This window comes from Jatrophihabitans fulvus (assembly GCF_054781375.1).
The window spans coordinates 784,817-810,552 of the sequence record NZ_BAAGUN010000001.1 but is presented as its reverse complement, the minus strand read 5'-3'; the positions used below and the strand labels follow the sequence as shown (position 1 = coordinate 810,552).

General features: G+C 71.2%; 29 protein-coding genes. 8 read left to right on the top strand and 21 right to left on the bottom strand.

Annotation, left to right across the window (positions count from 1 at the left end; genetic code table 11):
* Positions 1-38 precede the first annotated feature (38 nt).
* From ACYVP9_RS03950 to ACYVP9_RS03940, 3 genes are all read right to left on the bottom strand, one after another.
* Positions 39-563 carry a TetR/AcrR family transcriptional regulator gene (locus ACYVP9_RS03950; RefSeq protein WP_460604282.1) on the bottom strand — a complete coding sequence of 175 codons (525 nt, stop codon included), beginning with the start codon at positions 561-563 and terminating at the stop codon, positions 39-41.
* A gap of 96 nt (positions 564-659) precedes the next feature.
* Entirely contained in the window at positions 660-1,697 is a 1,038-nt protein-coding gene (locus ACYVP9_RS03945; protein WP_460603390.1) for an aldo/keto reductase, read from the bottom strand.
* 233 nt (positions 1,698-1,930) lie between these two features.
* Positions 1,931-2,320, bottom strand: a complete 390-nt coding sequence (locus tag ACYVP9_RS03940; RefSeq protein WP_460603389.1) for an OsmC family protein — start codon at positions 2,318-2,320, stop codon at positions 1,931-1,933.
* A gap of 222 nt (positions 2,321-2,542) precedes the next feature.
* Between ACYVP9_RS03940 and ACYVP9_RS03935 the strand changes: the two genes are divergently transcribed.
* Positions 2,543-4,210: a peroxidase family protein gene (locus tag ACYVP9_RS03935; RefSeq protein ID WP_460603388.1), complete on the top strand. Its 1,668-nt coding sequence runs from the start codon at positions 2,543-2,545 to the stop codon at positions 4,208-4,210.
* Between the two features lie 18 nt (positions 4,211-4,228).
* On the opposite strand, the gene ACYVP9_RS03930 is transcribed toward ACYVP9_RS03935, so the two are convergent.
* A complete protein-coding gene (locus ACYVP9_RS03930) occupies positions 4,229-5,128 on the bottom strand; it encodes an SMP-30/gluconolactonase/LRE family protein (RefSeq protein ID WP_460603387.1) in 900 nt (299 codons plus the stop codon).
* A gap of 133 nt (positions 5,129-5,261) precedes the next feature.
* On the opposite strand from ACYVP9_RS03930, the gene ACYVP9_RS03925 reads away from it, so the two are divergent.
* Complete coding sequence (locus ACYVP9_RS03925; RefSeq protein ID WP_460603386.1) at positions 5,262-6,107, top strand: hypothetical protein; 846 nt, start codon at positions 5,262-5,264, stop codon at positions 6,105-6,107.
* Between the two features lie 76 nt (positions 6,108-6,183).
* Here the strand turns inward: ACYVP9_RS03925 and ACYVP9_RS03920 are convergent, their stop codons facing one another.
* Both ACYVP9_RS03920 and ACYVP9_RS03915 read right to left on the bottom strand, forming a co-directional pair.
* On the bottom strand, positions 6,184-7,617 hold the full coding sequence (locus ACYVP9_RS03920; protein ID WP_460603385.1) for an MFS transporter: 1,434 nt from the start codon (positions 7,615-7,617) through the stop codon (positions 6,184-6,186).
* Between the two features lie 126 nt (positions 7,618-7,743).
* Complete coding sequence (locus tag ACYVP9_RS03915; protein ID WP_460603384.1) at positions 7,744-8,397, bottom strand: response regulator transcription factor; 654 nt, start codon at positions 8,395-8,397, stop codon at positions 7,744-7,746.
* A 140-nt stretch (positions 8,398-8,537) separates the two neighbouring features.
* Here ACYVP9_RS03915 and ACYVP9_RS03910 point away from each other — a divergent pair, with 140 nt between their 5' ends.
* The 3 genes from ACYVP9_RS03910 to ACYVP9_RS03900 all read left to right on the top strand — a co-directional run bounded on the left by ACYVP9_RS03910 (position 8,538) and on the right by ACYVP9_RS03900 (position 10,866).
* The gene (locus tag ACYVP9_RS03910; protein WP_460603383.1) at positions 8,538-8,816 is read left to right on the top strand and encodes a GlsB/YeaQ/YmgE family stress response membrane protein; all 279 of its coding nucleotides are present in this window, start codon (positions 8,538-8,540) and stop codon (positions 8,814-8,816) included.
* Positions 8,817-8,925: 109 nt separating this feature from the next.
* Complete coding sequence (locus ACYVP9_RS03905) at positions 8,926-9,918, top strand: GlxA family transcriptional regulator (protein ID WP_460603382.1); 993 nt, start codon at positions 8,926-8,928, stop codon at positions 9,916-9,918.
* Positions 9,919-10,041: 123 nt separating this feature from the next.
* Positions 10,042-10,866, top strand: coding sequence for an alpha/beta fold hydrolase (locus tag ACYVP9_RS03900; RefSeq protein WP_460603381.1), 825 nt, complete (start codon positions 10,042-10,044; stop codon positions 10,864-10,866).
* 88 nt (positions 10,867-10,954) lie between these two features.
* Here the strand turns inward: ACYVP9_RS03900 and ACYVP9_RS03895 are convergent, their stop codons facing one another.
* Both ACYVP9_RS03895 and ACYVP9_RS03890 read right to left on the bottom strand, forming a co-directional pair.
* Positions 10,955-11,839: an SDR family NAD(P)-dependent oxidoreductase gene (locus ACYVP9_RS03895; protein ID WP_460603380.1), complete on the bottom strand. Its 885-nt coding sequence runs from the start codon at positions 11,837-11,839 to the stop codon at positions 10,955-10,957.
* Entirely contained in the window at positions 11,836-13,035 is a 1,200-nt protein-coding gene (locus ACYVP9_RS03890) for a zinc-dependent alcohol dehydrogenase (RefSeq protein ID WP_460603379.1), read from the bottom strand. The genes ACYVP9_RS03895 and ACYVP9_RS03890 overlap by 4 nt, the downstream gene beginning before the upstream one ends.
* Positions 13,036-13,156: 121 nt before the next feature.
* Here ACYVP9_RS03890 and ACYVP9_RS03885 point away from each other — a divergent pair, with 121 nt between their 5' ends.
* A complete protein-coding gene (locus ACYVP9_RS03885; RefSeq protein ID WP_460603378.1) occupies positions 13,157-13,489 on the top strand; it encodes a hypothetical protein in 333 nt (110 codons plus the stop codon).
* Positions 13,489-15,069, top strand: coding sequence for a phytoene desaturase family protein (locus ACYVP9_RS03880; protein WP_460603377.1), 1,581 nt, complete (start codon positions 13,489-13,491; stop codon positions 15,067-15,069). The genes ACYVP9_RS03885 and ACYVP9_RS03880 overlap by 1 nt, the downstream gene beginning before the upstream one ends.
* On the opposite strand, the gene ACYVP9_RS03875 is transcribed toward ACYVP9_RS03880, so the two are convergent.
* From ACYVP9_RS03875 to ACYVP9_RS03845, 7 genes are all read right to left on the bottom strand, one after another.
* On the bottom strand, positions 15,066-15,887 hold the full coding sequence (locus ACYVP9_RS03875) for an alpha/beta fold hydrolase (protein WP_460603376.1): 822 nt from the start codon (positions 15,885-15,887) through the stop codon (positions 15,066-15,068). The genes ACYVP9_RS03880 and ACYVP9_RS03875 overlap by 4 nt on opposite strands.
* 1 nt (position 15,888) lies before the next feature.
* A complete protein-coding gene (locus ACYVP9_RS03870) occupies positions 15,889-16,647 on the bottom strand; it encodes an isocitrate lyase/PEP mutase family protein (protein WP_460603375.1) in 759 nt (252 codons plus the stop codon).
* Positions 16,648-16,657: 10 nt separating this feature from the next.
* Positions 16,658-17,200, bottom strand: a complete 543-nt coding sequence (locus ACYVP9_RS03865; protein ID WP_460603374.1) for an LbetaH domain-containing protein — start codon at positions 17,198-17,200, stop codon at positions 16,658-16,660.
* Between the two features lie 28 nt (positions 17,201-17,228).
* The gene (locus ACYVP9_RS03860; RefSeq protein WP_460603373.1) at positions 17,229-17,603 is read right to left on the bottom strand and encodes a YccF domain-containing protein; all 375 of its coding nucleotides are present in this window, start codon (positions 17,601-17,603) and stop codon (positions 17,229-17,231) included.
* Between the two features lie 35 nt (positions 17,604-17,638).
* Positions 17,639-18,487: a helix-turn-helix transcriptional regulator gene (locus ACYVP9_RS03855; RefSeq protein ID WP_460603371.1), complete on the bottom strand. Its 849-nt coding sequence runs from the start codon at positions 18,485-18,487 to the stop codon at positions 17,639-17,641.
* A gap of 100 nt (positions 18,488-18,587) precedes the next feature.
* On the bottom strand, positions 18,588-19,226 hold the full coding sequence (locus ACYVP9_RS03850) for a hypothetical protein (protein WP_460603370.1): 639 nt from the start codon (positions 19,224-19,226) through the stop codon (positions 18,588-18,590).
* Positions 19,227-19,412: 186 nt separating this feature from the next.
* On the bottom strand, positions 19,413-20,153 hold the full coding sequence (locus tag ACYVP9_RS03845; protein ID WP_460603369.1) for a hypothetical protein: 741 nt from the start codon (positions 20,151-20,153) through the stop codon (positions 19,413-19,415).
* Between the two features lie 256 nt (positions 20,154-20,409).
* On the opposite strand from ACYVP9_RS03845, the gene ACYVP9_RS03840 reads away from it, so the two are divergent.
* On the top strand, positions 20,410-20,778 hold the full coding sequence (locus tag ACYVP9_RS03840; RefSeq protein ID WP_460603368.1) for a VOC family protein: 369 nt from the start codon (positions 20,410-20,412) through the stop codon (positions 20,776-20,778).
* Here ACYVP9_RS03840 and ACYVP9_RS03835 read toward each other — a convergent pair.
* The 6 genes from ACYVP9_RS03835 to ACYVP9_RS03810 are packed head-to-tail and all read right to left on the bottom strand — an operon-like array spanning position 20,775 to position 25,679.
* Positions 20,775-20,984, bottom strand: a complete 210-nt coding sequence (locus ACYVP9_RS03835) for a hypervirulence associated TUDOR domain-containing protein (RefSeq protein ID WP_460603367.1) — start codon at positions 20,982-20,984, stop codon at positions 20,775-20,777. The two genes, ACYVP9_RS03840 and ACYVP9_RS03835, sit on opposite strands and share 4 nt — an antisense overlap.
* 25 nt (positions 20,985-21,009) lie before the next feature.
* Positions 21,010-21,657 (bottom strand): response regulator transcription factor, encoded by a 648-nt coding sequence (locus ACYVP9_RS03830; RefSeq protein WP_460603366.1) that lies wholly within the window; start codon positions 21,655-21,657, stop codon positions 21,010-21,012.
* Between the two features lie 9 nt (positions 21,658-21,666).
* The gene (locus ACYVP9_RS03825; protein WP_460603365.1) at positions 21,667-22,965 is read right to left on the bottom strand and encodes a glycosyltransferase 87 family protein; all 1,299 of its coding nucleotides are present in this window, start codon (positions 22,963-22,965) and stop codon (positions 21,667-21,669) included.
* On the bottom strand, positions 22,958-23,980 hold the full coding sequence (locus ACYVP9_RS03820) for an NAD-dependent epimerase/dehydratase family protein (RefSeq protein ID WP_460603364.1): 1,023 nt from the start codon (positions 23,978-23,980) through the stop codon (positions 22,958-22,960). Before ACYVP9_RS03820 ends, ACYVP9_RS03825 begins: the two co-directional genes overlap by 8 nt.
* On the bottom strand, positions 23,980-24,420 hold the full coding sequence (locus ACYVP9_RS03815; RefSeq protein WP_460603363.1) for a hypothetical protein: 441 nt from the start codon (positions 24,418-24,420) through the stop codon (positions 23,980-23,982). The genes ACYVP9_RS03820 and ACYVP9_RS03815 overlap by 1 nt, the downstream gene beginning before the upstream one ends.
* Complete coding sequence (locus ACYVP9_RS03810) at positions 24,417-25,679, bottom strand: molybdopterin-dependent oxidoreductase (protein WP_460603362.1); 1,263 nt, start codon at positions 25,677-25,679, stop codon at positions 24,417-24,419. Before ACYVP9_RS03810 ends, ACYVP9_RS03815 begins: the two co-directional genes overlap by 4 nt.
* Positions 25,680-25,736 lie beyond the last annotated feature (57 nt).

The following is a 25,736-nucleotide window of genomic DNA, read 5'->3' as shown; positions in this document are numbered from 1 at the left end:
TACGGGCAAAAAGAAACGCCCGCGGACGGGCGCTTCGGTCAGGCTGGTTGGGCGTCGGCGATGAGGTGGTCGATCATCGCCGGCGTGGCCGTCATGCGGCGGGACAGGGTGTCGTCGTCCGACTCGTCGATGCCGAAGACGGCAGTCAGGTTGCAGAGCATGCCGTGGGCGACGAACGCCTGCGCGAGCTCCTCGGACATGCCGCCCCAGGTGATCACGCCCTCCCATAGCCGGGCGAACTGCCGGCGGGTGACGGCGCGGACCTCGTCGTCTCCCCCGCACGCCGCGTAAGCCTGCATCTGCATGCCGAGCACGGTGCGGTTCTCGGCGAGGAGGGTGTTGTACGCCGCGCCCATCGCGTGCTTGGCCTCGACACCGGTCAGGCCGTCCGACGCCTTCTTGAACGACTCGATGACCTCCGCGAACGTCCGCTCGATCGCGGCGACGAACAACGCCTTCTTGGTCGGGTACAGGCGGAACAGGTACGGCTGGCTGATGCCGGCCCGCTTCGCGATCGCCTCGGTCGACGTGCCGGCCAGGCCGCCCTGCGAGAACTCGATCATGGCGGCCACCAGCACGTCCTCTCGACGCTCGTCGGCGCTTCCGCGGACCCCTCGTGGCGACATGTCCGCTAAGTTAGTGAGCACTCACAACTTCTGTCAACCCCGTCCGCCGGTGATCTTGCGGTCCCGCTGCTCGCGGCCCATGACGCCGTACGGGTAGTCGTGGACGACCGGCTCGCTGACCTCGGTAAGCGTGGCGGTCTCCTCGTCCGTCAGGTGCAGGTCGCCGGCGGCGAGGTTGTCCTCGAGCTGCTCCATCGTCCGCGCGCCGAGGATGGTCGAGGTGACGGCCGGACGGTCGGTCACCCACGCCAGCGCCAGCTGCGCCATCGACACTCCGCGCTGCTCGGCGATCTGCTGCACTGCCTCGATGACGTCCCAGGTGAACGCCTCGTCGTTGCGCTTGTCGAACGCCTCCATGCCGCGGTTCGGGTCCTCCCCCAGCCGCGTCGCGCCGGACGGCCGCTGGTCGCGCTTGTACTTGCCCGACAGCCAGCCGCCGCCGAGCGGCGACCACGGCAGCAGCCCGATGTTCGCGTCGAGCGAGGCCGGCACGACCTCCCACTCGATCTCGCGGACGAGCAGGTTGTACTGCGGCTGCAGCGTGACCGGCGCGGCCAGGTTCATCGCCTTGGCCAGGTGCACCGCCTTGGTCAGCTGCCAGCCGGTGAAGTTCGAGAAGCCGTAGTAGCGGATCTTGCCGGCGCGGACGAAACCGTCCAGCGTCCGCAGCGTCTCCTCGATCGGGGTCAGCGGATCCCACGCGTGGCACTGGTAGAGGTCGACGCTGTCGAGCTGCAGCCGCCGCAGCGACGCGTCGAGCGCGCGGGTGAGGTGGCGCGACGACAGCCCGAGGCCGTTGGCGGTCCTGTCCATCGGGAACCGGCCCTTGGTCGCGAGCACGACCCCCTCGGTCACGTCCGCCGGACGGTCCTTGAACCAGCGTCCGATGATCTCCTCGGACGTGCCGGACGAGTACACGTCCGCGGTGTCGACGAGGTTGCCGCCCGCCTCGACGAAGCGGTCGAGCTGCGCGTGCGACACCTGCTCGTCCGATTCGGCGCCGAACGTCATCGTCCCCAGCGCGAGGTTCGACACGGCGCAGCCGCTGTTGCCCAGAAGTCGGTATTCCATGCCGTGAGCCTTCCCCATCGGTTCGGACGCCGTCACGACAGGCGCTGTGATCGGGTCTGCGCGCCGGGTGACCGCTTCGAGGTGACCGAACCGGCAACCTGGGGTGCAAACCTGAGCCAGCCGGGCGGTGAGCGTTCCTCGCTCAGCGACGCTGGATGCGCCCGCCGGCGTCACCCAACGAAGAAAGGCCGCTGCGTTTCCTCGCTGAGTGACACCGGGACGCCCGCAGCACGTCACCCATCGAGGAAACGGCTCACCGGCGCGCCCGCACGCACGGCCTTCGGGATCTCCGCGACCGCGTCCACCGCGGCAAGCACCGACGTGGTGTCGTCCGGGCTGTCGATCTCGACCGTGTAGGTGATGCCCGTCGACGTCCACGTGTCGGTGTCGAAGCCGCCCGAGGCGCTGACTCGGACGCCGTCGACGACGACGCCGAGGCGCGCGGCCTCGCGGTGGACGTCGTTCAGCACGCACCCGGCGACCGAGAGGTGCAGCAGGTGCGCCCCGGTGAACGTGGTCGCGACGGTGACGCCGGCGTCCGTCCACGGGTGCGGGAACCGCACCACGCCGTCACCGGACAACGACAGCGATCCCGCACCCACGACGGCCTCGAATCCATTCATGCCGCCATCGTGGCACCGGGTTCCCGTGACACGGCGTGCGCATTTCGTGTCCGTACGGTGCGCCCGGACTGCACGAGCAATAGGGCTTTCGACCCATCGCGCCGTAGGCGAACCAGGGCTAGCTTCGACGGCACCGTAAGGGCAGCACACGGCGTTGCCGGGGTGACGCGGTCCGAGCGCCCGCGCCCCGGCCGGGCCACGACCTGCCCGAGGTGACCCCCGTTGACCACCACCGAGAACGCCACCACCGCGACGCACATCGTGTCGATGGAGAGCGTCCCGCTCGCACCGGCCGGCCTGCCGATGACCACGCCGACCGCCGCCGCCGGCCACGGGACCATGCCCCGCGGACTCGGCACCACACCGGCGTCCCCGACGACCACCGGACGCTTCGGCCGCATGTTCCGTCATCTACCGGTCTACGACGTGGCCGATGGCAGCCTCATCGCCCTGGCGCGCGCGATGATCCAGGACGCCGAACCCGACAAGCCCATCGGCACCCCGGACGAGGACGAGAACACCAGCACGCTGCCGAGCGGCGAGCTGCGCCTGCCGGCCGGCTACACGTACTTCGGCCAGTTCGTCGATCACGACATCACGTTCGACCCGGTGTCGAGCCTGGCCCGGCAGGACGACGTCGACGCGCTCGTCGACTTCCGCACCCCGCGCTTCGACCTCGACTCGGTGTACGGGCGCGGACCGTCCGACCAGCCGTACCTGTACGAGACGGACGGCGTCCGCCTGGCGCTCGGGAACACCGTGGCGCCCGACCCGAAGTTCGCGGGACCGGACCTGCCCCGCGCGGCGAGCGGTCGCGCGATCATCGGCGACCCGCGCAACGACGAGAACCTCATCGTGTCGCAGTTGCAGTCGACCGTGCTGCGCTTTCACAACGCGGTCGTCGCCGCCACGAAGGTGCAGCACCCGACGCTGTCACCGTCCGATCTGTTCAAGTTCGCGCAACAGCAGGTGCGCTGGCACTACCAGTGGGTTGTGGTCCACGACTATCTCGCGCGGCTCGTCGGCGAGGGCGTCGTCGAGTCCATCCTCGGCACGTCGTCGTACGCGGCGCCGGGGGGCACCGGGACGACCGTCCGTCCGGACCTGCGCTTCTACCGTTGGAGAAACCAACCCTTCATGCCCGTCGAGTTCTCGGTCGCGGCGTACCGGTTCGGGCACTCGATGGTGCGGCCGAGCTACGACATCAACGACGTCGCGAAGACGAACCCACCGGTGAGCGGCGTTCACCGCATCCCCGTCTTCACGCAGCAGACGGGCGAGCTGCAGAACCTGAACGGGTTCCGTCCGCTGCCGCCCTTCTGGGGCGTGCAGTGGAAGTTCTTCCTGCCCGTCGACGGCGCGTCCGGCGGGCTGCCGCAACCCAGCTACAAGATCGATTCGACGCTCGCGCACCCGCTCGGCGCGCTGCCGCGCTCGGTCGCCGAACCGGAGCTGGTCTCCCCCGGCCGCGCGCCGTCGGTCGCGCAGATCCTCGCCGCTCGCAACCTGCTGCGCGGCAAGCGGCTCGGCCTGCCCGGCGGGCAGGACGTCGCGCGCGCCATGGGCATCACGCCGCTGACGGAGGACGAGCTGTACGGCGCGGACCCGGCCCGCGAGATCGAGGGCAAGGACCTGTCGGCGTCCGCGCGGGCGGACCTCGAGGGACGGGCCCCGCTCTGGTACTACGTGCTGCGCGAGGCCGAGGTGCTGACCGGCGGGGCGCACCTCGGCCCCGTCGGCGGACGGATCGTCGCCGAGACCCTCATCGGGCTGCTCGCCGCCGACCCGATGGGCTACCTGCAGGTGGATCCGTTGTGGCGCCCGAACCTGCCGTCCGCGGCCGCAGGACACTTCACGCTCGCCGACCTGGTGACGATGGCAACCGGCTGAACCCCGCGGTGGGGCGGACTACGGACGCCCCGCGTGCGGGACGTCGACCGTCGTCTCGAGCAGCACGGCCTCGCGGACGGGCGCGCGGTTGTGCTCGTAGAAGTCCGGGGCGGCGCACATGAGCAGGGCCTTGCCGTCGTCACCGCCGAGCATGCAGGCGAACACGCCGAGGCCCTGGGGAGCCGCGATCTCGTCGACGATCTCGCCGCCCTCGGCGACGCGCACGACCCGTCCGCCCACGGCGTCGGCGGCCCAGATGCGTCCCTCGGCGTCGAGGGCGCAGCCGTCGGGGGCGACGGTGACCTGACCGAGCACCTCGTCGACCGTCGTGCCGGTGACCTCGGGGCCCAGCTGTGCCCACGTCCGCCGGTTCGACAGCGACCCGTCCGCGGCGACGTCGAATGCGCTGTAACGGTTGCCGAGCGTCTCGCCGACGATCAGGGTCGAGCCGTCCGGGGTGATCACCGAGCCGTTCGGGAACTGCAGCCCCTCGGCGGCGATCGAGACCGTGCCGTCGGGGTCGACCCGCTTGAGCGTGGCCGTGGCCGCGTCGCCACCGCCCATGAGGTCGAAACCGAAATCGCCGACGTAGGCCCGTCCCGAAGCGTCGACGACGACGTCGTTGAGGTGCCCGCCGCAGTGCGCGTCGAGGTCGGCGTGGGTGGTCAGCGACCCGTCGGCGAAGCGCAGCAGGCGGTGGTCCTTCATGGACACGATCAGCATCGACCCGTCCGGCAGCCATCCGAGCCCGGACGGTTGCTGCTCGACCTCGGTGATCACCTGCTCGCCACCCGACCCGTCGAGCCGGCTGACGGTGTGGCGGTAGAAGTCCGACACCCACCAGCTGCCGTCGTGCCAGCGCGGGCCCTCGAAGAACCCGCCACCCTCGAACACCGTCCGGAGCTGTCGTTGCGCCATGTCCGGACCCTAGCCGCGCGCGGGCGTCCGCCGGTACTAGTACTGATGGGCAATGGCGGGCAGTACCGCGCAGCCTGCAGATTGATCTTCGCCGGTGATCACCACCGATCCCCCCGTCCCGAAGGTCAATCGCATGCCCAGCATCCGCACCGCGTCCGCCGTCACCCTCGGCGCCGCGCTCGCCGCCACCGCCCTGCTCACGCCGTCCGTCGCACAGGCCAAGGCCGCCCCGACCGGTGACTTCGCCGTCACCGTCAACGGCACCACCTACAACCCCGCGTCCGGCAAGGACGTGAAGCTGCAGAACCTCACGCCCAAGAGCCGTATCGCCGTGCGCGGCGTGAACGTCGGCTTCGACATCGACCCGGCCACCCTCGGCGTCTACGACTACACGCTGACCGGCGCGCCGTCCGCCGACCGGATGGTCACCTCGCCGACGGTGATCTTCGCGTCCAAGGTCCCTTCGCTCTCCGCCACACAGCTCGCCAACCCGAAGCTGTCGCAGCTCGAGATCAAGGACGACTCGCTCGTCGCGATCCTCACGACGTCCGCGGGCAAGTTCAAGGTGCAGGCCAAGGACGCGCCCGCCGGCGGCATCTTCCAGATGGAGCCGGAGTTCGCGACGCCGGTCTCGATCACGCACGTGCTCGGCGCCGGACTGTTCTACTTCGTCAACCCGTACACCAACAAGATCAACTTCGGGGACGGGAAGGACCCGGTGACGTCCGGACCGGGTGCGCACCAGATGCTGCTGGGCAAGGACAGCCCGCAGGTCGCGACCAAGACCTACCAGGACGGCACGACCACCCGCTGGACGGTCCAGTCGGGCGGACGGATGGGTGGCGTGCTCGGCGAGGACGCGATCGAACTGTCGGCCGGCGCCACCAACTGCACCAGCAACTGCCAGGCGCAGAACCAGGTGCGCGGCTCGCTGCCCGTCCCGCCGCCGCCGCTCGACCCGACCCCCATCGGCGGCTGACCTCGTCACCAACCCCCCGGAACACCAGAACGCCGAGGACGCAGATGCGTCCTCGGCGTTCTGCCGTCCGCCCGTCCTACTCGGCCGTGGCGCGGGCCCGCATCGGCAGCCGGAAGATCAGCGCGAAGCCGAGCGCGACCGGGATCAGGCAGGCCCAGGCGGTGACGGCCAGGGCGTGGGTCGAGTGAGTGACGGTGTGGTCGTCGAAGGCGGCGAAGAAGACCGTGCCGAGCGCGGCGACGCCGATCGCGGTGGCCAGCTGCTGCACGGCCTCGAGCACGCCCGACGCCGAGCCGACCTCCTTCTCGCCCACCGACGAGATGATGAAGTCGAACAGCTGGCCCATGCTGGTGCCGGCGCCGAGCCCGATGAGGAACAGGCCCGGTGCGAGGCCCATCGTCGAGACGGTGACCGCCCCGGTGACGGTGGTCGCGAGCACCACGATGCCGATCGCGACGAGCACCATGCCGATGTGCAGCAGGTGGCGTCCGAGCCGGGCGACGAGCGCCATCGAGGCGCCCATTCCGGCGATCATGCCGACGACCATGGCCATCAGCGTGAGCCCCGCGTGGATCGGGCCGAAGCCCATGCCGAGCTGGGCGAAGAGCCCGACGCAGAGGATGAGGCCGCCGAACGCGCCGAAGAAGGCGAGCAGGACGAGGACGCCACTGACGTACTGGCGGTTGGCGAGCAGCGTCCGCTCGATCAGGGCGTCGCTGCGGCGGCGCCGCTCGTAGAGCGCGAAGGCGACGAGCAGCACGGCGCCGAGGCCGAGCAGCACGAACGTCCACGCGGGCCAGCCCTCGGTCTGACCCTGGATGAGCGGGTAGATGATCGCGGTCAGGGCGCCGCCGACCAGCAGCATGCCGGGGACGTCGAGCCGCATGCCGGGGTGCGACACCGTGCGGGGCAGGACCTTCACGGCCAGCGCGAAGCAGACGAGCCCGACCGGGACGTTGATCAGGAACACGAGCCGCCAGCCGGTCGAGAACAGGTCGGCCTCGATGAGCACGCCGGCGAGGATCGGGGCGACGAGGGCAGTGAGGCCGAGCATGGGTCCGAAGACGCCGAACACCTTGCCCATCTCGTCGTCCTCGAAGCTCTCCTTGAGCATGCCGACCCCCTGCGGGATGAGCAGCGCGCCGAACGCGCCCTGCAGCACCCGGAACGCGATCAGGGAGCCGGTGGTCGGCGCGGCGGCGCACGCCGCGGACATCAACGTGAACCCGGCCGAGCCGATCAGGAACAGCCGTCGCCGGCCGAACATGTCGCCGAGGCGGGCGCCGGTGACGAGGAAGACGGCGAAGGCGAGTGTGTAGCCGGCGCTGAGCCACTGCAGCGTCGAGTCGCTGCCCCCGAGTTCGGAGCGGATCGACGGTCCGGCGATGTTGACGATGGTGGCGTCCATCAGGTCCATCACGTTGGCGATGACGACGACGGTGAACACCAGCCAGCGCAGCGGGTTGCGGGCGACGGCCTTCACCAGGGACGGGGCGAGGGTTTCGGTCATGGTTACCTCCGGGCAGGAGCGGTTGCTCGACCCAGAGATTCGTCCGACCCGCTGTCAGCAGGCGTTCACGCCACTGGCACGGGGTGACGGGCGCTGACAGGCAGTGACAGGCACTGACAGCTGGTGTCAGGGCCCGCCCTTCCAGTGGTCGATGCGGTGGTGGTCGGGCGAGAACCCGTGCTCGACGCCCCAGAGGACGGCCTGGGTGCGGCTGTCGACCTCGATCTTGCGGTAGACCGAGCGGATGTAGCTCTTGATCGTGTTCGGGCTCAGGTACGTCAGTTTCGCGATCTCGGCGTTGCTCTTGCCCTGCGTGATGAACGCGAGGATCTCGGCCTCGCGGTCGGTGAGGCCGTGGCGGCGGCCGGGCCAGTCGAGGAACGGCGCGCTGCGCGTGCGGGCGGGCGCGGGGCTGACGACGTTCTCGCCCGCGTGCACGGCCTCGAGGGCCTCGACGAGCTCGCGGGCGGTGAGCGTCTTGGACAGGTAGCCGTCGACGCCGGCGCGTTCGGCGCGGTCGAGCAGTTGCTGGTGGAAGTTCCAGGTGTAGACGACGACCTTGCGGGCCCGCGGGCTCGCCACGAGCACGTCTATCTCCTCGTGGTCGCTCTCGGGCTGCGCGAACGAGTCGTAGAGCGCGATGTCGACGGTGTCGTGCAGGCCCTTGTTGGTGTCGATCTCGGCGACGAGCACGCGGTCGCGGTAGTCGTCGAGCATCGTCGCGACGCCGGTGAGCACGACGTCGTAGTCGTCGATGAGCGCGATGAGGATCGGCGGCATGCCTCCACCAAACCACCCCCAGGGGTGTAACGCACCAGCCCTAGGGGTGTGACCGTTGGACCTACGGCACAACCGCCCCGGTTCGGACCAAACCGGGACGCCCGTCCTCGCGACGGGCGACCAGCGAAAGGTGCGTACCCATGCTCGGACTCATCATCGGCATCGTCGTGATCGGCCTGATCGCCGGCGCGGTCGCACGGCTGCTCGTGCCCGGCAAGCAGGACATCGGCATCCTCATGACGATCGTGCTCGGCATCGTCGGCTCGTTCGTCGGCGGCTTCCTCGGCTACCTGATCTTCCACAAGGACTCGAAGGGCGGGTTCCTGCAGCCCGCCGGCATCATCGGCTCGATCATCGGCGCCGTCATCGTGCTGCTCATCTACACCCGGATGGGCAAGCGGCACACCGTCCGCCACTGACGCGGACGCCCGCGGGTGCGCCGGCTCCCCCGGCCGGCGCACCCGCACCGGGGCGATTCACAGCCCCCCGGACATTGATCACGACCCCGCCCTGGACCATGATGCGGCGATGGTCGTGCCCGCCCGCCCCGGAGAGCGCCGCCGTGTCGGCGTGCTCGCCTTCGACGGCGTGAAGTTGCTCGACCTCGCCGGGCCTGCCGAGGTGTTCACCGAGGCGACGACCGACGCCGGTGGGTACGAGGTCGTGTTCGCCTCTCCCGACGGGCGGGACGTCGTGTCGTCGGTCGGCGCGCGGATCGGGGTGCAGGCCGCCGCCGCGGACGTCGGGCCGTGCGACACCGTCGTCATCCCCGGCAGCGACGCCGTGCCCGTCCGCTTCGTCACGCCCGACGTGCTCGACGCGGCCAAGGCCATGACGCACGAGAGCCGCCGGCAGGTGTCGATCTGCAGCGGCGCGTTCGTGCTTGCTGGCCTCGGCCTGTTGGACGGCCGCCGCGCGACGACGCACTGGAAACACACGGCCGAACTCGCCCGCCGGTACCCGTCGATCGCCGTCGAGCCGGACTCGATCTGGGTCAAGGACGGTGACGTCTACTCCTCCGCCGGGGTCGCGGCCGGGGTGGATCTGGCCCTCGCCCTGGTCGAGGAGGACTTCGGCGCCGACACCGCCCGCCGCGTCGCCCGCACCCTGCTGGTCCACATGCAGCGCGCCGGCGGGCAGTCGCAGTTCTCCGCACCGTTGCGCGGGCCGTCACCGAAGAGCGACGCCGTGCGCTCGGTGGTCGAACTCATCCACGCCGACCCCACGGACGACCGCACCGTGGCGGACCTGGCCGCCCACGCCCGGGTGAGCACCCGCAGCCTGACCCGCATGTTCCGCGCCGAGCTCGCGGTGTCGCCGACCGAGTACCTCGCGACGATCCGGTTCGACCACGCGCGCGACAAGCTGGACGCCGGCATGTCCGTGACCGACGCCGCGGTCGCGGCGGGCTACGGCAGCAGCGAGTCGATGCGCCGCGCGTTCGTCGCCCGGCTCGGCATCCCGCCCCGCGCCTATCAGCAGCGGTTCACGTCCACCGGGTCGTCACCCGCTCGTCACTGACGCCGGAACCTGGCCGAAAGTCTGGTGTCGGTGACCGCTGCCGTGGGGCGGCGCACGCCGCGCGCCGTGACACTCGGATCATCGGGTCCGGAGCCGTCCGGACCCTTCACGAGAGGCGGACGGATGGGCACGGTCACGACCAACGACGGCGTCGAGATCTTCTACAAGGACTGGGGGTCCGGGCAGCCGATCGTGTTCAGCCACGGCTGGCCGCTGTCGTCCGACGACTGGGACGCACAGTTGATGTTCTTCCTGGCGCAGGGCTATCGCGTCGTCGCCGCCGACCGGCGCGGGCACGGCCGTTCCGAGCAGGTGGGTACCGGGCACGACATGGACCACTACGCGGACGACCTGGCCGCGGTCGTGCAGCACCTCGACCTGCACGACGCGATCCACGTCGGCCACTCCACCGGCGGCGGCGAGGTCGCGCACTACATCGCACGTCACGGTGAGGAGCGGGTCGCCAAGGCGGTGCTGATCAGCGCCGTCCCGCCGCTGATGGTGCAGACCGACAGCAACCCCGACGGCGTCCCGAAGAGCGTGTTCGACGACATCCAGACGCAGGTGGCGACCAACCGGTCGGCGTTCTTCCGCGACTTCGCGGCCACCGCGTTCTACAACTTCAACCGGCCCGGCGTGGAGCCGGTCGAGGCGATCATCCAGAACTGGTGGCGGCAGGGCATGACCGGCAGCGCGCAGGCGCACTACGAGGGCGTGCCCGCGTTCTCGCAGACCGACTTCACCGACGACCTGCGCAGCATCTCCGTCCCCGTGCTCGTCATGCACGGGCAGGACGACCAGGTCGTGCCCTACGAGATCACCGGCGTGAGGTCGGCCGATCTCGTGCAGAACGGGGAGCTGAAGCTCTACCCCGACTTCCCGCACGGCATGCCGACCACGCACCACGAGGTGATCAACGCGGACCTGCTCGCGTTCTTCCGCAGCTGAGACCGGCAGGGCCCCTGGTCGAAACAATTGAACCCGCTTCACGAGAGGCTCTCGTGAAGCGGGTTCAATTGTTTTCAGGGTCGGTGTGTCAGCGCAGCACCCCCGGCCAGCGGCCGGTCTTCTCCTCGAACGACGGACGCGGCCCGCGGACGTTGCCGTCCTCCGGCTCCGCCGGCGAGGTGAGCGCCGCCAGCCGGAACAGCGGGTTCACCAGTGCGTCGTACACGGCCGGCAGGAAGCGGTAGCCGAAGATCGCGAGCGGGTTCACCGGCCCCACCGGCACCGACACGTGGTGCCGCGGGTGGTCGAGCAGGCGGGCGATGACCCGTCCGGCCTGGTCGGGCTGCAGCACCGGCACCGGCGGACGGGCGTTGCGCCCGGTGTAGTTCGCGCCCTGGTAGTAGATCGGCGTGTTGATGCTGCCGGGGCTGACCATGCAGATCTTGACGCCCTTGGCGTCACGCGTCTCCTGCTGCAGGGTGCGGACGACCGCGCGCTGCGCCCACTTCGACGTCGCGTACGCGCCCATGTTGGGCACCGTGATCGATCCGAGCAGCGAGTTGACGAAGACGACGACTCCGCGGCCCTGCTCGCGCAGGACGGGCAGCACGGCGCGGGCGATGTTGGCGGTGCCGTGGACGGCGGTGTTTACCACCGTCTCGAACACCTCCGGCGGCATCTGCTCGACGGTGCCGTAGCCCATCACGGTGGCGGTGTGGATCACGGCATCGATGCGCCCGTGGTCGGCGCGCACCTGCTCGACGACGCGCTGCATGTCCTCGAGCGAGTTGACGTCGGCCGCAATCGTGCGCACGTCACCCGCGCCCGCGGCCTTCACCGCCCGCACGGCGTCGTCGAACGAACCGCCCTCGCGCGCGACGAGCACGATGCGGTCGCCCTTGGGGGCGAGGTGTTCGGCGGCCGCGAGGCCGATGCCACTCGTACCGCCGATCACGACGGTCACCCGGCTCACGGCTTCAGCACCACCTTGATGCAGCCGTCGTCCTTTGCGCGGAACATCTCATAAGCACCGGGCGCATCGGCGAGCGGCAACTGGTGCGTGGTCAGGTCGAGGGTGCCCAGCGGGTCGGACGGGTCCTGGCACAGCGGCACGATGTCGTCCGTCCACCGGCGCACGTGCGCCTGGCCCATGCGCAACTGCACGCCGCGGTCGAACATCTCCATCATGGGCAGCGGGTCGACCTCGCCGCCGTAGACGCCGCTGATCGACACGGTGCCGCCGCGCCGCACGCCCTTGATGGCGGCGACGAGCGCGTCGAGCCGGTCGACCGCGATCTTGTCCGTCAGCTTCTGCGCGATGGGGTCGGGCAGCAGCCCGGTGGCCTTCTGCGCGATGGACGCCAGTTTGCCGCCCGGAACTCCGCCGTGGCTCTCCATGCCGACCGCGTCGATGGTGCTGTCGGGACCCCGTCCGTCGACGAGGTCGAGCAGCGTGGCCGACACGTCGTCGACGGTCGACAGGTCCAGCGGCTCGGCGCCGTACTTCTCGGCCAGCGCGAGGCGCTCGTGCACGGAGTCGATGCCGATCACCCGTCCCGCGCCGAGATGACGAGCGATGCGGACGCACATCTGGCCGATCGGCCCGAGGCCGAACACCGCGACGCTGCCGCCCTCGGGGACGTCCGCGTAGGCGACCGCCTGCCACGCGGTGGGCAGCACGTCCGAGAGGAACAGGAACTGCTCGTCCGGCGTGCCCTCGGGGATCTTGATCGGCCCGAACTGCGCCTGCGGGACGCGCAGGTACTCGGCCTGCCCGCCGGGCACGGAGCCGTAGAGCGACGTGTAGCCGAACAGCGTCGCGCCCTTGCCCTGGCTCTTCACCTGTGTGGTCTCGCACTGCGCGAACAGGCCGCGCGAGCACATCCAGCAGTGACCGCAGGAGATGTTGAACGGTACGACGACGCGGTCGCCGACCGAGAGGTGCGGCGACGCCTCGGGCCCGACCTCCTCGACGACACCCATCGCCTCGTGCCCGAGCACGTCACCGGGCTTCAGGAACGGCCCCAGCACCCCGTACAGATGCAGGTCCGAGCCGCAGATCGCGGTGGAGGTGACGCGGATGATCGCGTCCGTCGGCTGTTCGATACGCGGATCGGCCACGTCCGTCACGTCGACGTTCTGGTTGCCTTGCCAGGTCAGTGCCTTCATGCGGGTTCCTTCGGCGTAGCGGTCAAAGCGGTCCGTGTCGCGACGGTCCCCGACCCGCAGCAAGGACTATCGAGACGAATCAGGCAGGGACGCGCTGCTGCGTCGTGGGCACGACTCCCCCGTGACGACCGCATCCGCCCGCGCCCTGGGCGTCGCGAACCTGATCGCCGGCGCCGTGATGGCCGCCCGTCCGCAGGCGGTCGCCCACGCGGCGGGGCGTCCCGGCGCACGTCCGCACCCGGGCATCGTCCGCGTGCTGGGACTTCGGCAGCTCGCGCAGGGCGCGGTGACGCTCGTGAGCCCGAGCGCGGACGTCCTGTGGCTCGGTGCCGCCGTCGACAGCGCGCACGCGGCGAGCATGCTGCCGTTCGCGGTGACGCGGTTCCGGCGGGCGGCGCTGCTCAGCGCCGCCATCGCGGCCTCGTCCGCGCTGATCGGCCGGGAGCTGGCCTGATGGACGTCGACGCCGTCGTCGTCGGCGCCGGCCACAACGGCCTCGTGGCCGCGAACCTGCTGCGCGACGCCGGGTGGGACGTCGTCGTGCTCGAGGCCGCCGACGTGGTCGGCGGTGCCGTGCGCTCGGACCGCACCCTGCATCCCGACTACGTCACCGACCGGTTCAGCGCGTTCTACCCGCTGGGCTACGCGTCGCCGGTGCTGCAGGGTCTCGAGCTCGGCCCGCACGGCCTGCACTGGACGCACGCGCCGGCGGTGCTCGCGCACGTGCTGCCCGACGACCGCTGCGCGGTGCTGTCGCGCGACCTCGACACGACGGCCCGCTCGCTCGACGGTTTCGCGCCCGGCGACGGTGACACGTGGCGGGTGCTGACGGAGCAGTTCGAGTCGATCCGCGAGCCGTTGCTGACCGCGCTGTTCACGCCGTTCCCGCCACTGCGCTCGGCGGCGTCGATCGCACGCCGGCTCGGAGTGGCGGACGGCCTGCGCTTCCTGCGCTTCGGCGTGCAGCCGGTGCGGCGCGCGGGCGACGAGCTGTTCGAGGGAGTCGGCGGCACGCTGCTGCTCGCCGGCAACGCCCTGCACACCGACCTCGCGCCGGAGAACGCCGGCAGCGCCCTGTACGGATGGCTGCTCGCGATGCTGGGGCAGACGGTGGGGTTTCCCGTGCCGGTCGGCGGTGCCGGCGAGCTCGCGCTCGCGCTCGAACGTCGCCTGACGGCGAACGGCGGTGTCGTGCGGACGAGCACCCGCGTCGACCGGGTGCTCGTCGAGGGCGGACGGGCGGTGGGGGTGCGCACCGCCGGCGGCGAGACGATCCGCGCCCGCGCCGTGCTCGCCGACGTCGACGCCCCGACGCTGTACCGCAGGCTCGTCGGCGAGGCGCACCTGCCGCGACGGCTCGTCGACGACCTCGACCGGTTCCAGTGGGACAGCCAGACGATGAAGCTCGACTGGGCACTGTCGGCACCCGTGCCGTGGACGGCCGACGACGCCCGCGGCGCGGGCACCGTGCACCTGGGCGTCGACCTCGACGGGCTGACCCGCTACGCGGCCGACCTGGCGACAGGCACCGTGCCCCGCGACCCGTTCGTGCTCTTCGGCCAGATGACGGTGGCGGACGCGACCCGCTCCCCCGCCGGCACCGAGTCGGCATGGGCGTACACGCACCTGCCCAGTGGCATCGACCACGACGCCGGCACGATCGAGCAGCAGGCCGAACGGGTCGAGGCGCTGATCGAACGGCACGCCCCCGGCTTCCGCGCCTCGATCGTGGCCCGGCGCGTCGAGTCGCCCGGCGACCTCAACGCCGCCGACGCCAACCTGGTCGCGGGCGCCATCGGCGGCGGCACGTCGAGCATCCACCAGCAGCTGTTCTTCCGTCCGACCCCGGGGCTGGGTCGCAGCGAGACGCCGCTGGACGGGCTGTACCTGGCGTCGTCGTCCGCCCACCCCGGCGGCGGGGTGCACGGCGGGCCGGGCGCGATCGCCGCCCGCGGCGCGCTCACCCGGTTCCGTCCGACCGGCCGGGTCAAGCGGCGTCTGATCGACGCCGCTTTTGCGCGAATCTACGCTTAGTCGCCGCGAACACGGTCCAGGATCAGCTCGGCGAGACGGTCGGGCGCCTCGTCCGGGATCCAGTGGCTGAGCCCGGGCAGCACCTCGAACCGGTACGGGCCTTTGACGAACCGCTCGGTGGCCTCGGCCCCGGCGCGGCCGAGAGCGGCGTCGCCGTCGCTCCAGACGTACGTCGTCGGGACGGTCGTGCGCCGGCCGTACCCGTGCTCGCCCTGCGAGAACGGCAGCGCGCGGTACCAGTTGAGCGCGGTGGTGAGGCCGTCGCGTCCGAGCGGCGCGATGTACGAGCGCACCTGCTCGGGCGTCAGTCCCGACCCGCCGAGGAGCTTCTCGACCCGCGTGGTGGGGAGCAGCCGCTCGGGCAGGACGGGCAGCTGGAAGAACAGCATGTACCAGGACTTCAGCGCCTGCCCGTGCTTCAGCGCCCACGTGAAGGCCTGCGGGTGCGGCACGCTCACCGCGGTAAGGGTGTGCACCCGCTCCGGGTGCTTGGACGCGAGCGACCACGCCACCTGGGCGCCCCAGTCGTGCCCGACCACGTGCGCCTTCTCGACCCCGGCGGCGTCGATGAGCGCGACGACGTCGTCGACCAGTTCGGAGATCACGTACGCCCTCCGGCCCTCCGGCCGCGCGCCCGGGGAGTAGCCGCGCTGGTCGGGCGCGAGCACGCGCAGCCCGGACGCCGTGAGGTGCGGCGTCACCGAGCGCCACTCGTGACGGTTCTGCGGGAAGCCGTGCAGCAGCACGACGACCTCGCCGTCGGACGGGCCCGAGTCCGACACGTCGAAGGTCAGGCCGTTGCGCGTGTAGGTCTCCATGTCAGCGCCACGCCTCGATCATGTCGGTCATCGAGTCGGTGAGGGCGGACATCAGCAGCGGGCCGAAGGTGATGCGCCCGACGCCGAGCCGGCGGAAGCGCGCGAGGTCGTGCTTGACCGGGTGCGCCGTGCAGTTGACGGGCACGGACACCCCCTGGACGACGGCGGCGATGAGGTCGTCGTCGTCCTGGATGCGGACGGGATACACGCTGTTCGCGCCGGCCTCGACCAGCCCGTTCAGCCGGGCGATGGCGTCGTCGAGCACGGCGGACCTGTCGTCCGCGTGCAGGAAGACGTCGGTGCGGCCGTTGATCCAGATCGGCACTCCGGCGTCGTCGGCGGCCGAGCGCAGGCCGCCGATGTACTCGGCGTGCTCCTGGGCGCTGCGCAGGCGGCGGTTCTCGGAGTGCACGGTGTCCTCGAGGTTGAGCCCGACACCGCCGGCGTCGAGGAGCCCGGCGATCACGTCGCCCGGCGTCTGCCCGTACCCGGCCTCGAGGTCGACCGACACCGGCACCTCGACGGCGTCGACGATCGTGCGGGCCGCGGCGACGACCTCGTCGAGCGTCTGGCCCTCGTTGTCCTCGGCGCCGCGCGACTCGGCGAGCGGATGGCTGCCGATCGTCAGGGCGCCGAAACCGGCGGCCACGGCGGTGCGGGCCGACCACACGTCCCACACGGTCGGCAACACGAGCGGCTGGTTCTCGGCGTGCAGGGCGGCCAGTTGTTCGGCCCGCGCGACGAGGGTGTCCCTGTCCATGACACGAACCCTAGAGGCGACGCCGCTCGATCTGCCCGTGACCCGTGACCACGCTCATCGGCGGGACGTCCTTCGCGACGACGGTGCCGGCGCCGACGATCGAGTCGTGGCCGATGGTGACGCCCGGCAGCACGGTGGCGGCCGCGCCGATCCACACGTTCTGCTCGATGACGATCGGCGCGACGGTGACGGCGCCGTAGCGCTCGTCCGGTGAAACCGGATGGCCCTCGGTCACCAGCGTGACCTTCGGCGCGATCATCGAGCGCGCGCCGATGGTGATGCCTCCGAGATCGAGGAACGAGCACGCCTGGCCGACGAACACCCGGTCGGCGAGCGCGATGCCGAGACCGTGCGTCGTGTAGAGCGGCGGGTGGATCACCGCGCTCCCGGGAACGGGGGCGCCGAACAGCTCAGCCAGCAGCGCACGCCGGGCGTCCGCGTCCGACCACGGAAGCACGTTCAGGCGCGACGTGAGCTCCAGCGCGACGTCGATGCGCGCGGCGATCGCGCGCCACTCGTCGGAGCGGACGGGGATGCGGCGTTCGGCGAGCACCAGCGGATGCTCGCACGCCCGTCCGACGTCAGGGCAGCGGGACGATCTCCCGTCCGAGCGGGGTCAGCGACACCGGCACCATCTTGAAGTTCGCGACGCCCAGCGGGATGCCGATGATCGTGATGCACAGCAGTGCGCCGGTGACGACGTGGCCGATCGCCAACCAGATGCCGGCGAGCACGATCCACAGCACGTTGCCGATGGCCGACCCGGCACCCGCGTCCGGGCGCCGCACGATCGTGTTGCCGAACGGCCACAGCGCGTACCCGGCGATGCGGAACGACGCGATGCCGAACGGGATCGTGATGATCAGGATGCAGAACACCACCCCGGCGATCGCGTACCCGATCGCCATCCAGAAGCCCGACAGCACGAGCCAGATGATGTTCAGCAGTAACCTCACCGGCCGACCGTAGCCCGGCCGGCTGAGCGGATCACCTACCCGTCGTGCGCGACCAGGTCCTGAGTGCCGATGACCGCCAGCAGCTGCAGCTTCTCGCGGCAGTCGGTACCCGGGCGCGGTTGCAGCAGCACCAGCGTCGAGCCGTCGACCTCGCTCGTGAGGTGCTCGCACAGGAACTGGAGGACGCCGACCTCGGGGTGCTGCAGCCGTTTGGTCATCGCGCGGCGGACGGCCACCTCGTGCTCGGCCCACAGCGCACCGAACTCGTCGCTCGCCACGAGCAGGTCGTCGACGAGCCCGCGGACGTCCGGGTCGTCGCCGCGCCGGCCGGCCGTGGCCCGCAGGTCGGCGACATGGGTGCGGGAGTGCTCGGGCCAGTCGTCCTCGGGCACGTTCGCGCGGCTGGCGGGCTCGGTGAACCAGCGCCAGAAGTGGTTGCGTTCGCGCATCGTGCCGACGGTGCGATCGCCCGACAGCAACTGCGACATGCGGTTCTGCATCAGCGTCGTGCCGATGTCGTCGATGACGAAGGCGGGCGTGTCGACGAGCCGGTCGAGCAGGTAGAGCACGGCAGGACTGACGTGGCCGCCGACCGAATGCCGTTCGGGAGCCGGGTGCCCGGCGAGGTGGAACAGGTGGTCGCGCTCGTCGTCGGTCAGGCGCAGCGCCCGGGCGATCGCGGCGAGCACCGGCGGCGACGGGTGCGGGCCCCGCCGCTGCTCGAGCCGCGTGTAGTAGTCCGTCGAGATCGCCGCCAGGGACGCGACCTCGTCGCGCCGCAGTCCCGGCGTGCGCCGCCGCTGCCCCGGCGGGAGGCCGACGTCCGCGGGGGTCAGCCGTTCGCGGCGGCTGCGCAGCAGATCGGCGAGGGCGGTGCGGTCCATGCGTCCAGCGTGCCCCTCCGTCCGCCTGTCATCCAGGGACCGCCGCTCCCCCCGTGACACGGTGAGGACCCGAGGCGCACCTCGTACGGCGGACGGCGGATCAGCAGCCGCGCTTCGCGCCGGTCAGGACGAAGCCGGTGTGGTCGCCGAAGGTGATCGTCTCGAACCGGTCGAAGGCACCGACCCGCACCGTGAGGTCGAGCTGGTCGAACGTGATCGAGCGCCCGGGGACGCACACGTTCTCGGTCACGTAGACGTGCAGCGCGCGGAACGCGCCGGGTGGCACCGCGACCGGCGCGGGCAAGTACCGCGCGGGCCCGCCGGGCCGGCCGGGCTCGCGGTCGCTGATGAGCAGGCGCGTCGGCTCGCCGGAGTCCGCGGCCGACCGGGGATAGCGCAGGCCGGTGATCGTCTGCGTGACCGAGGACGGGTTGTGCACCCACACCACGAAGCCGCGCGTCTCGCCCTGGCGCACGTAGGTCTGGAAGATGTCGTAGCCGCCGACCGTGATCGTCCGGTCGGTCGGACGCGCGGTGGGATCGAGCCAGCCCAGCTCACCGCCGGCGTTGTCGAGACCGGGCGCCGCCGAGTAGTGGCGCACCCACACCGTTGCCGTGACGATGCCGGCGGCGAGGACGAGTACGACCACGGCGGCGAGCACGAACAGGCGCCGCCGCCGTCGGCGCGGCGCGGGCGGAGCGGCCGTGTCGACGTGGTCCACCTGCGCTGTGTCGGTCACGGCGTGATGATCACACCGGTGGACGAGCCGGACAACCCCGATGCGCCCCCTGGGTGCGCCTCCTACGGCGTGTTGGTCGATCAACAGGACTGTTGATCAACCAACACGCCGTGGGAGGCGCAGTACGAGAGGGGACGGCCCGCGCACACACGTGCGGTCGCGTCCGGAGCGCGCGGCGGCCCGTCCTCAGCAGGTGACGGTCACCTGGAAGTACGCGTCGGCGGTCTGGGTCCCCAGGTACCGGGTGTTGACAGAGATGCTGGTCCCACTCGCGTAGGCGGCAGCGTCGTAGCTTCCCCATGCGGCGGCGACGATGCTGCAGTTGGTCAGGCTCGTGTCGCCGGTCAGGGTGTACGCACCGCTGCTGATGGTGTGGCTGGCCACCTTCAGCCGCGAGCTGTACAGCAGGGTGCCGTTCGAGCTGACGACGGCGTAGATCGACGGCGCGTAGTAGCCGGTGATGTCCATCCCGAACCGCGCGCTCGCTCCCTCGGGTCGGATCGACACACCGGACGCCGACGTACCGACGGTCACGCCGGCGAGCGACCGCTGGCCCTTGGTGAGGAGCAGCGCCACCGCCAGAGGGCGAGCCGTCCCGGCCGCCCAGGCGTGCAACACGCCGGTGCCGGTCACGCTGGTCGCGAAGATGTTCGCCGTCACGGCGGTCGCCCAGGTGGGAACGTTGCATCCTGTCGCGGCGCCGCCCTGGGCGGCGAGGCTGCTCGCGCCCGCGACCCTGAACGTGCGAGTCCCGTTCTTCTTCAGGTTGCCGGCCTTGGCCCGGCTGGTGTCGACGGCACGGCAAGGCGCGATCGACACGTAGCTCGAGTCATGACCACCCGTCGGCACGTTGCGCGCGAAACTCCGGTGGCCGGCCACCGTGCTCGGGTCGTGCTGGGTGCTCGGCGCCGCCTGGCTGGCCGTCACGACCGATCCCGCTGCGACGATGCCGCATGCGATCACAGCGATCTTTCGGTACATCGCAGTTCTCCCCCTCGACCGCACACCGGACGGCGGTCGTCGAGGTGCATCCTGACCGTGACGTGGTCCCGACGGAAGGCAACTTCGCCGAAATCCGGCCACCGCGCCGGGGTCTGCCCGATCGGGCGGGACGTCCGTCCCGCCCGACGGGCAGACCCGTCACGGAGTGCGGGCGGTCGAGCTTCGCGGGAAGGGTGGACGCATGGTCGCCTCGTTCGCCGCAGTCGTGCTCAGCTCCCCCGATCCGGTCGCGCACGCCGCGTTCTACCGGGACCTGCTCGGCTGGGAGAGCGTCGTCGAAGGCCCGGAATGGGTGCGGGTGCGTGACCCGGAGCGCGAGCGTCCGGGGTTGAGCTTCCAGCTCGAGCAGGGTCACGTGCGTCCCGACTGGCCGGACGGTCCGGTGCAGCTGCAGTCTCACCTCGATGTCCTCGTCGACGATCTCGACGCCGAGGTCGCACGGGCCCGCGACCTCGGCGCCACGCTCGAGGCGTTCCAGCCGCAGGACGGCGTGCGGGTGATGCGCGACCCGTCCGGCCAGATGTTCTGCCTGTTCCTCGAGGGCAGTTAGCTCTGCAGCTTGCGCAGGGCGTCGCCCTTGTGCGCCGCCTTGCTGCCGCTCTTCTCGCTCTTCACGATGTAGACCGGCTCGTCGTCGCCGGCCGTGAACTTCTGCCCCTCGAACTGGAAGTCCTTGGTCTTCTTCTCCTCGACGGTGCCCTGCGTGCGTCCCTGTGGGGTGTTCCAGCTGACGCGGTCACCCTTGCTCATCGACATGCATCAGGCCTACCCGCCGTACGGCTCAGTTCTGCAGGTAGGCGAGCACCGCGAGCACCCGGCGGTTGTCGTCCTCGGAGGGCTCGAGCCCCAGCTTGGTGAAGATCGCGTTGGTGTGCTTGCTGATCGCTTTCTCGGTGACGCTCATGGCGGACGCGATCGCGGCGTTCGAGCGACCCTGCGCCATGTGCTCGAGCACCTCGCGCTCGCGCGGGGTGAGCGTCGACAGCGGGTCGTCGAACGCACTGCGGCGGGTGAGCAGCTGCGCGACGACCTCAGGGTCCATGGCGGTGCCGCCGGCGGCGACCTGACGCACGGCGTCGACGAACCGTGTCACGTCGAACACCCGGTCCTTGAGCAGGTACCCGACGCCCCCCGACCGGTCGGCCAGCAGTTCACGGGCGTAGAGTTGCTCGACGTACTGCGACAGCACCAGCACCGGGAGGCCCGGCTGCTGGCGGCGCGCCTCGATGGCGGCGCGGAGTCCCTCGTCGGTGAACGTCGGGGGCAGGCGTACGTCGACGACGGCGACGTCCGGACGCTGCCGCGCGAGCGCGCGCTGCAGCGACGGTCCGTTGTCGACGGCCTCGACCACGTCGATGTCGTGCGCCTCGAGCAGCCGGATGAGCCCGTCGCGCAGCAGGGCGAGGTCCTCGGCGATCACGACACGCACCCGACGACCCTAGACCGGCTCGCCCACCCGACGGCGCCACAGCAGCACCGCCGCGACGGACACCCCGGCGAGCGCATAGCCCGTGGTCGCGAGCGGGATTCCCCGCCCCAGTAGATACGCGAGACCGGGCGCGAAGGCGACGGGCAGCCACTCGTAGCGGCGGGCCAGCACGATCAGGGCGAGCAGCAGCCCGGAGTACCAGCTGTACCCGGGCGTGGTGACGAGGAAGGCCACGCCGAGCACGACCACGGCGCTCTGCTCGGGCGCGTCCGGGTCGGTGCGCCGCAGCGCCCACACCGCGGTGCCTGCCACGAGCAGCCCGCCGACGACGGTGTCGAGCGGGTGCGGCAGCACGAGGCCGAGCAGCAGCAACCGCGAGCCGGAGTCGTACCCCTCCTCGCCCAGGTAGCCGGGCAGGTAGCCGACGACGTCCGCGCCGACGGCGACGACGTGCGGCAGGTACAGCAGCACCCCCGTCGCCAGTCCAGCCACGATCACCACCCAGGGACGGCGGCGCAGCAGCGACGGGATGAGCAGCGCGGGGTACAGCTTGGTCAACGTCGCCAGCGCGACGAGCACCCCCGACGACGCCGACCGCCCCCGCGACGACACCGCGAGCGCGCCGACCCCCAGCAGCGCGGCGGCCCAGTCGAGGTGCGCGTTGTTGGCGTAGTCGAGCACCGCCAGTGGTGACCACGCCCAGATCGCGACCGGCCACACCGGACGCCGGGTGCGGGTCAGCAGCAGCGCGAGCAATCCGGCGACGGCGAGCACACCGAGAACGGCGAGCACCTGGAACGCCCGCACTCCCCCGTGCCCGAATGTGACGGCGCGGGTCCCGTCGAACACCAGCTGCGCGGCGGGCGGGTAGACCGTGCGGACGGACGGCCGGTTGATGACGGTGCACCCGTCCGGGATCGGCCAGGGACAGTCGGTGCGGCCGGTCGGGAACAGCGACGGGTCACGCAGGTGGGCGAGCTGCGGCGCCTGCGGCGGGTACGAGTACGGGTCGATGCCGTCGAACTGCACCCGCCCGTCCCAGATGTAGCGGTTGACGTCGTCGGACGTCGACGGCGGTGCCGTCAGCGCCACGACCTGCAGCAGCACCGCCCCACCGAACACGACCGCGAGCGTGGTCCGCGCGGTCCACGGCGCCCGGCGCAGCAGCAACACCAGCGCCGCGAACACCGGCACCGCGGCGACGAACAGCACCAGCTCGGCGCGGCGCCAGTCGAGGTGCAGGAACACCGCGTACAGCGCGGCGTAGACCGCGAACAGCGCGGCTCCGGCGCGGCGCGGGTCAGTCACGAACGAGCTCGGCGGTGCCCTCGCCGAAGTCGACGCGCGGCTCCCAGCCCAGCTCGTGGCGGGCACGCGACGAGTCGGCGGTGATGTGCCGGACGTCCTCGAGCCGGAAGCGTCCGGTGGTCACCGGTGGCGGGCCGTCGACCGCGTCGGCGAGTGCGGCCGCGAGGTCGCCGACCGTCCGCACCGTGCCCGAACCGACATTGAGCGCCTGCGCGCCAATGCGCGGGCGGGTCGCCGCCGCCGTGACCGCCGCGGCCACGTCACGCACGTGCACGAAGTCGCGGCGCTGGCCGCCGTCCTCGAAGACCTGCGGCGCCTCGCCGCGACGCAGCGAAGACAGGAAGATCGCCGCCACGCCCGCGTACGGGGTGTTGCGGGGCATGCCCGGACCGTAGACGTTGTGGAAACGCAGCGAGGTCGCGGCGCCGCCGGTCGAGCGCACCCACGAGCCGGCCAGTTGCTCCTGCGCGTGTTTGCTGACCGCGTAGGCGTTGCGCGGGTCCATGGGTGCGTCCTCGCCGACCAGCTGCGGCGACAGCGGGCGTCCGCAGTGGGGGCACGGCGGTTCGAACCGTCCGGCCTCGAGCTCGTCGACCGACCGCGGCGCGGGTCCGACCGCGCCGTGCTCGTGGCAGCGCCCCAGTCCCTCGCCGTAGACGACCATCGAGCTCGCCTGCACGAGCGTGCCGACGCCGGCGCGGGCCATGCCCGCGAGCAGCGACGCGGTGCCGTGCATGTTCGAGTCGGCGTAGTCGGGCAGGTCGTGCACGTCGACGCCCACCCCGACCTTCGCGGCGAGGTGCACGACGGTGTCGACGCCGGGCAGCACTCGGTCGAGAATGCCGGCGTCGCGCACGTCACCCACGACCAGCCCGTCGATGTCCGGCCGCGCGTCCGGGCCGTGCACGTCGGGGCGCAGCGAGTCGAGCACGGCGACGTCGTGACCGTCCGCCGACAGCGCGCGGTGCACGTGCCGTCCGATGAAGCCGGCGCCGCCGGTGAGCAGGATGCGCATCACGACCTCCGCAGCAGCGTCACCGCGTAGAGCGCTGCCGACACCGCGAAGAGCACACCGGTGACCGCCAGCCACCGCAGGAAGTACGGATCGGCGCTGAGGCCGGTGAGCGCGTTGTACTTGCCGCTCGCCCGGGCGATCGACGGCAGGAACACGACGAGCAGCAGCAGCGAGATCGCCGCCGGGAAGCGGATGTGGTTGATCCACGACTTCGGCGCGACGTCCGCACGCCGCCGCAGCGCGACGCGGTCGAGCAGCACGTACAACGGCAACAGCACCACGTCGTGCACCAGGGCGGCACCGACGAACCAGACGCCGGTGGCAATGGCGCGATCGTCGATCAGCGACAGGGCCGCGTAGCCCGACAGCGCGAGACTCGAGACGAGCACGAGGATCTGCAGTGGTTCGCCGAGGTGGTGCCGGCGCACCAGGCTCCTCATCGGACGAACTCCAGCCGCGTGACCCACTTCGTGTTGTGCACGCCGGGGTTGCCCGGGACGATCACCCGCGCCGGGTAGCCGTGGTCGCGCGACAGCGTCGCACCGTTGACCTGCAGGGCCAGCAGGCTGTCGCCGTCGAGGATCTGGTTCTGCCGAAGCGACGTCTCGCCGTAGCCGCCCTTCTCGAGCGACTGCACGAGCACACGGGACGGTTCGCGGACGCCGACGAGCGCGGCGAGGTCACGCAGGCGCACGCCCGTCCACTCCTGGTCGTCGGTCGACCAGCCCTCGACGCAGGCGATCGGCAGGTGCGCGGTGTGCTGCGGCAGGGCGAGCACCTGAGCGCGGGTGAGAACGACGTCGCGTCGTCCGCTGACCGTCAGCCGCCAGTCGGGGCCGACCATCTCGTCGGTGAGCCCGACCTCGTCGAAGCGCTTGTTGATCTGGAAGCCGTTGGGACCGGTGCCGGGGTCCTCGGAGCGGGGCGCGAGCAGCGCCGTCCGCCGGAAGGGACCGCCGAGACTCTGTCCGACGGTCAGGGCGACGAGGGCGAGCGATCCCGCGCCGGCGAGTCCCAGCACCCCACGCCGTGAGATGGACGCCGGCACCGGGTCGGTGGTGACGAGCCCGCTGTCGTCATCGGGGTCGGGGACGGTGTGGGCGGCGTCGACGCGCAGCTCGTCGCGCAGCCGGCGTCGCTTCAGCGCCCGACGCATCGCCGGGAACTTCAGGATCACGTGGGCGATGAAGGCGGTGAAGAAGACCCAGGCGCCGTAGTAGTGCAGGCGGTAGAACGACCCGGGGAACGCGTAGAAGTACTGGACGTTCAGGATGCCGGTGACGAGTTCGAAGACGATGCCGCCGACGAGCAGCAGCAGCGAGAGGCGTTCGAGCCCCTGCCGCGCCGACGTCACCGGCGGCCACGCGAACAGCTTGGGGATCACCGACCACAGCTTGGCCAGCACGATCGGCACGAGCGCGAGCCCGAGGGTGACGTGCACGCCCTGGGTGGCCCGGTAGAGCCAGGCCGGGTGCGTCGGCCAGTCGAACAGGAAGAGCCCGAAGAACCCACCGGTCGCGCCGGTCGTGTCGTTGGACGGCAGCTCCGGGTTGTACGCGGCGTACGAGAGCAGCCCCGTCACGAATACGACGGTGATGCCGAACAGCAGCACCGAGCCGAGCAGCGCGGTGAGCCACACGCCGCGCACGGGACTGCGGAAGAAACCGGGCCGGAACGGTCCGGGTGGGGTGCGCGTCACGGAATCACCTCCTGCTGGGTGGGACGGAACGTGTTCGGGCGGTGACACCCGCTCGTG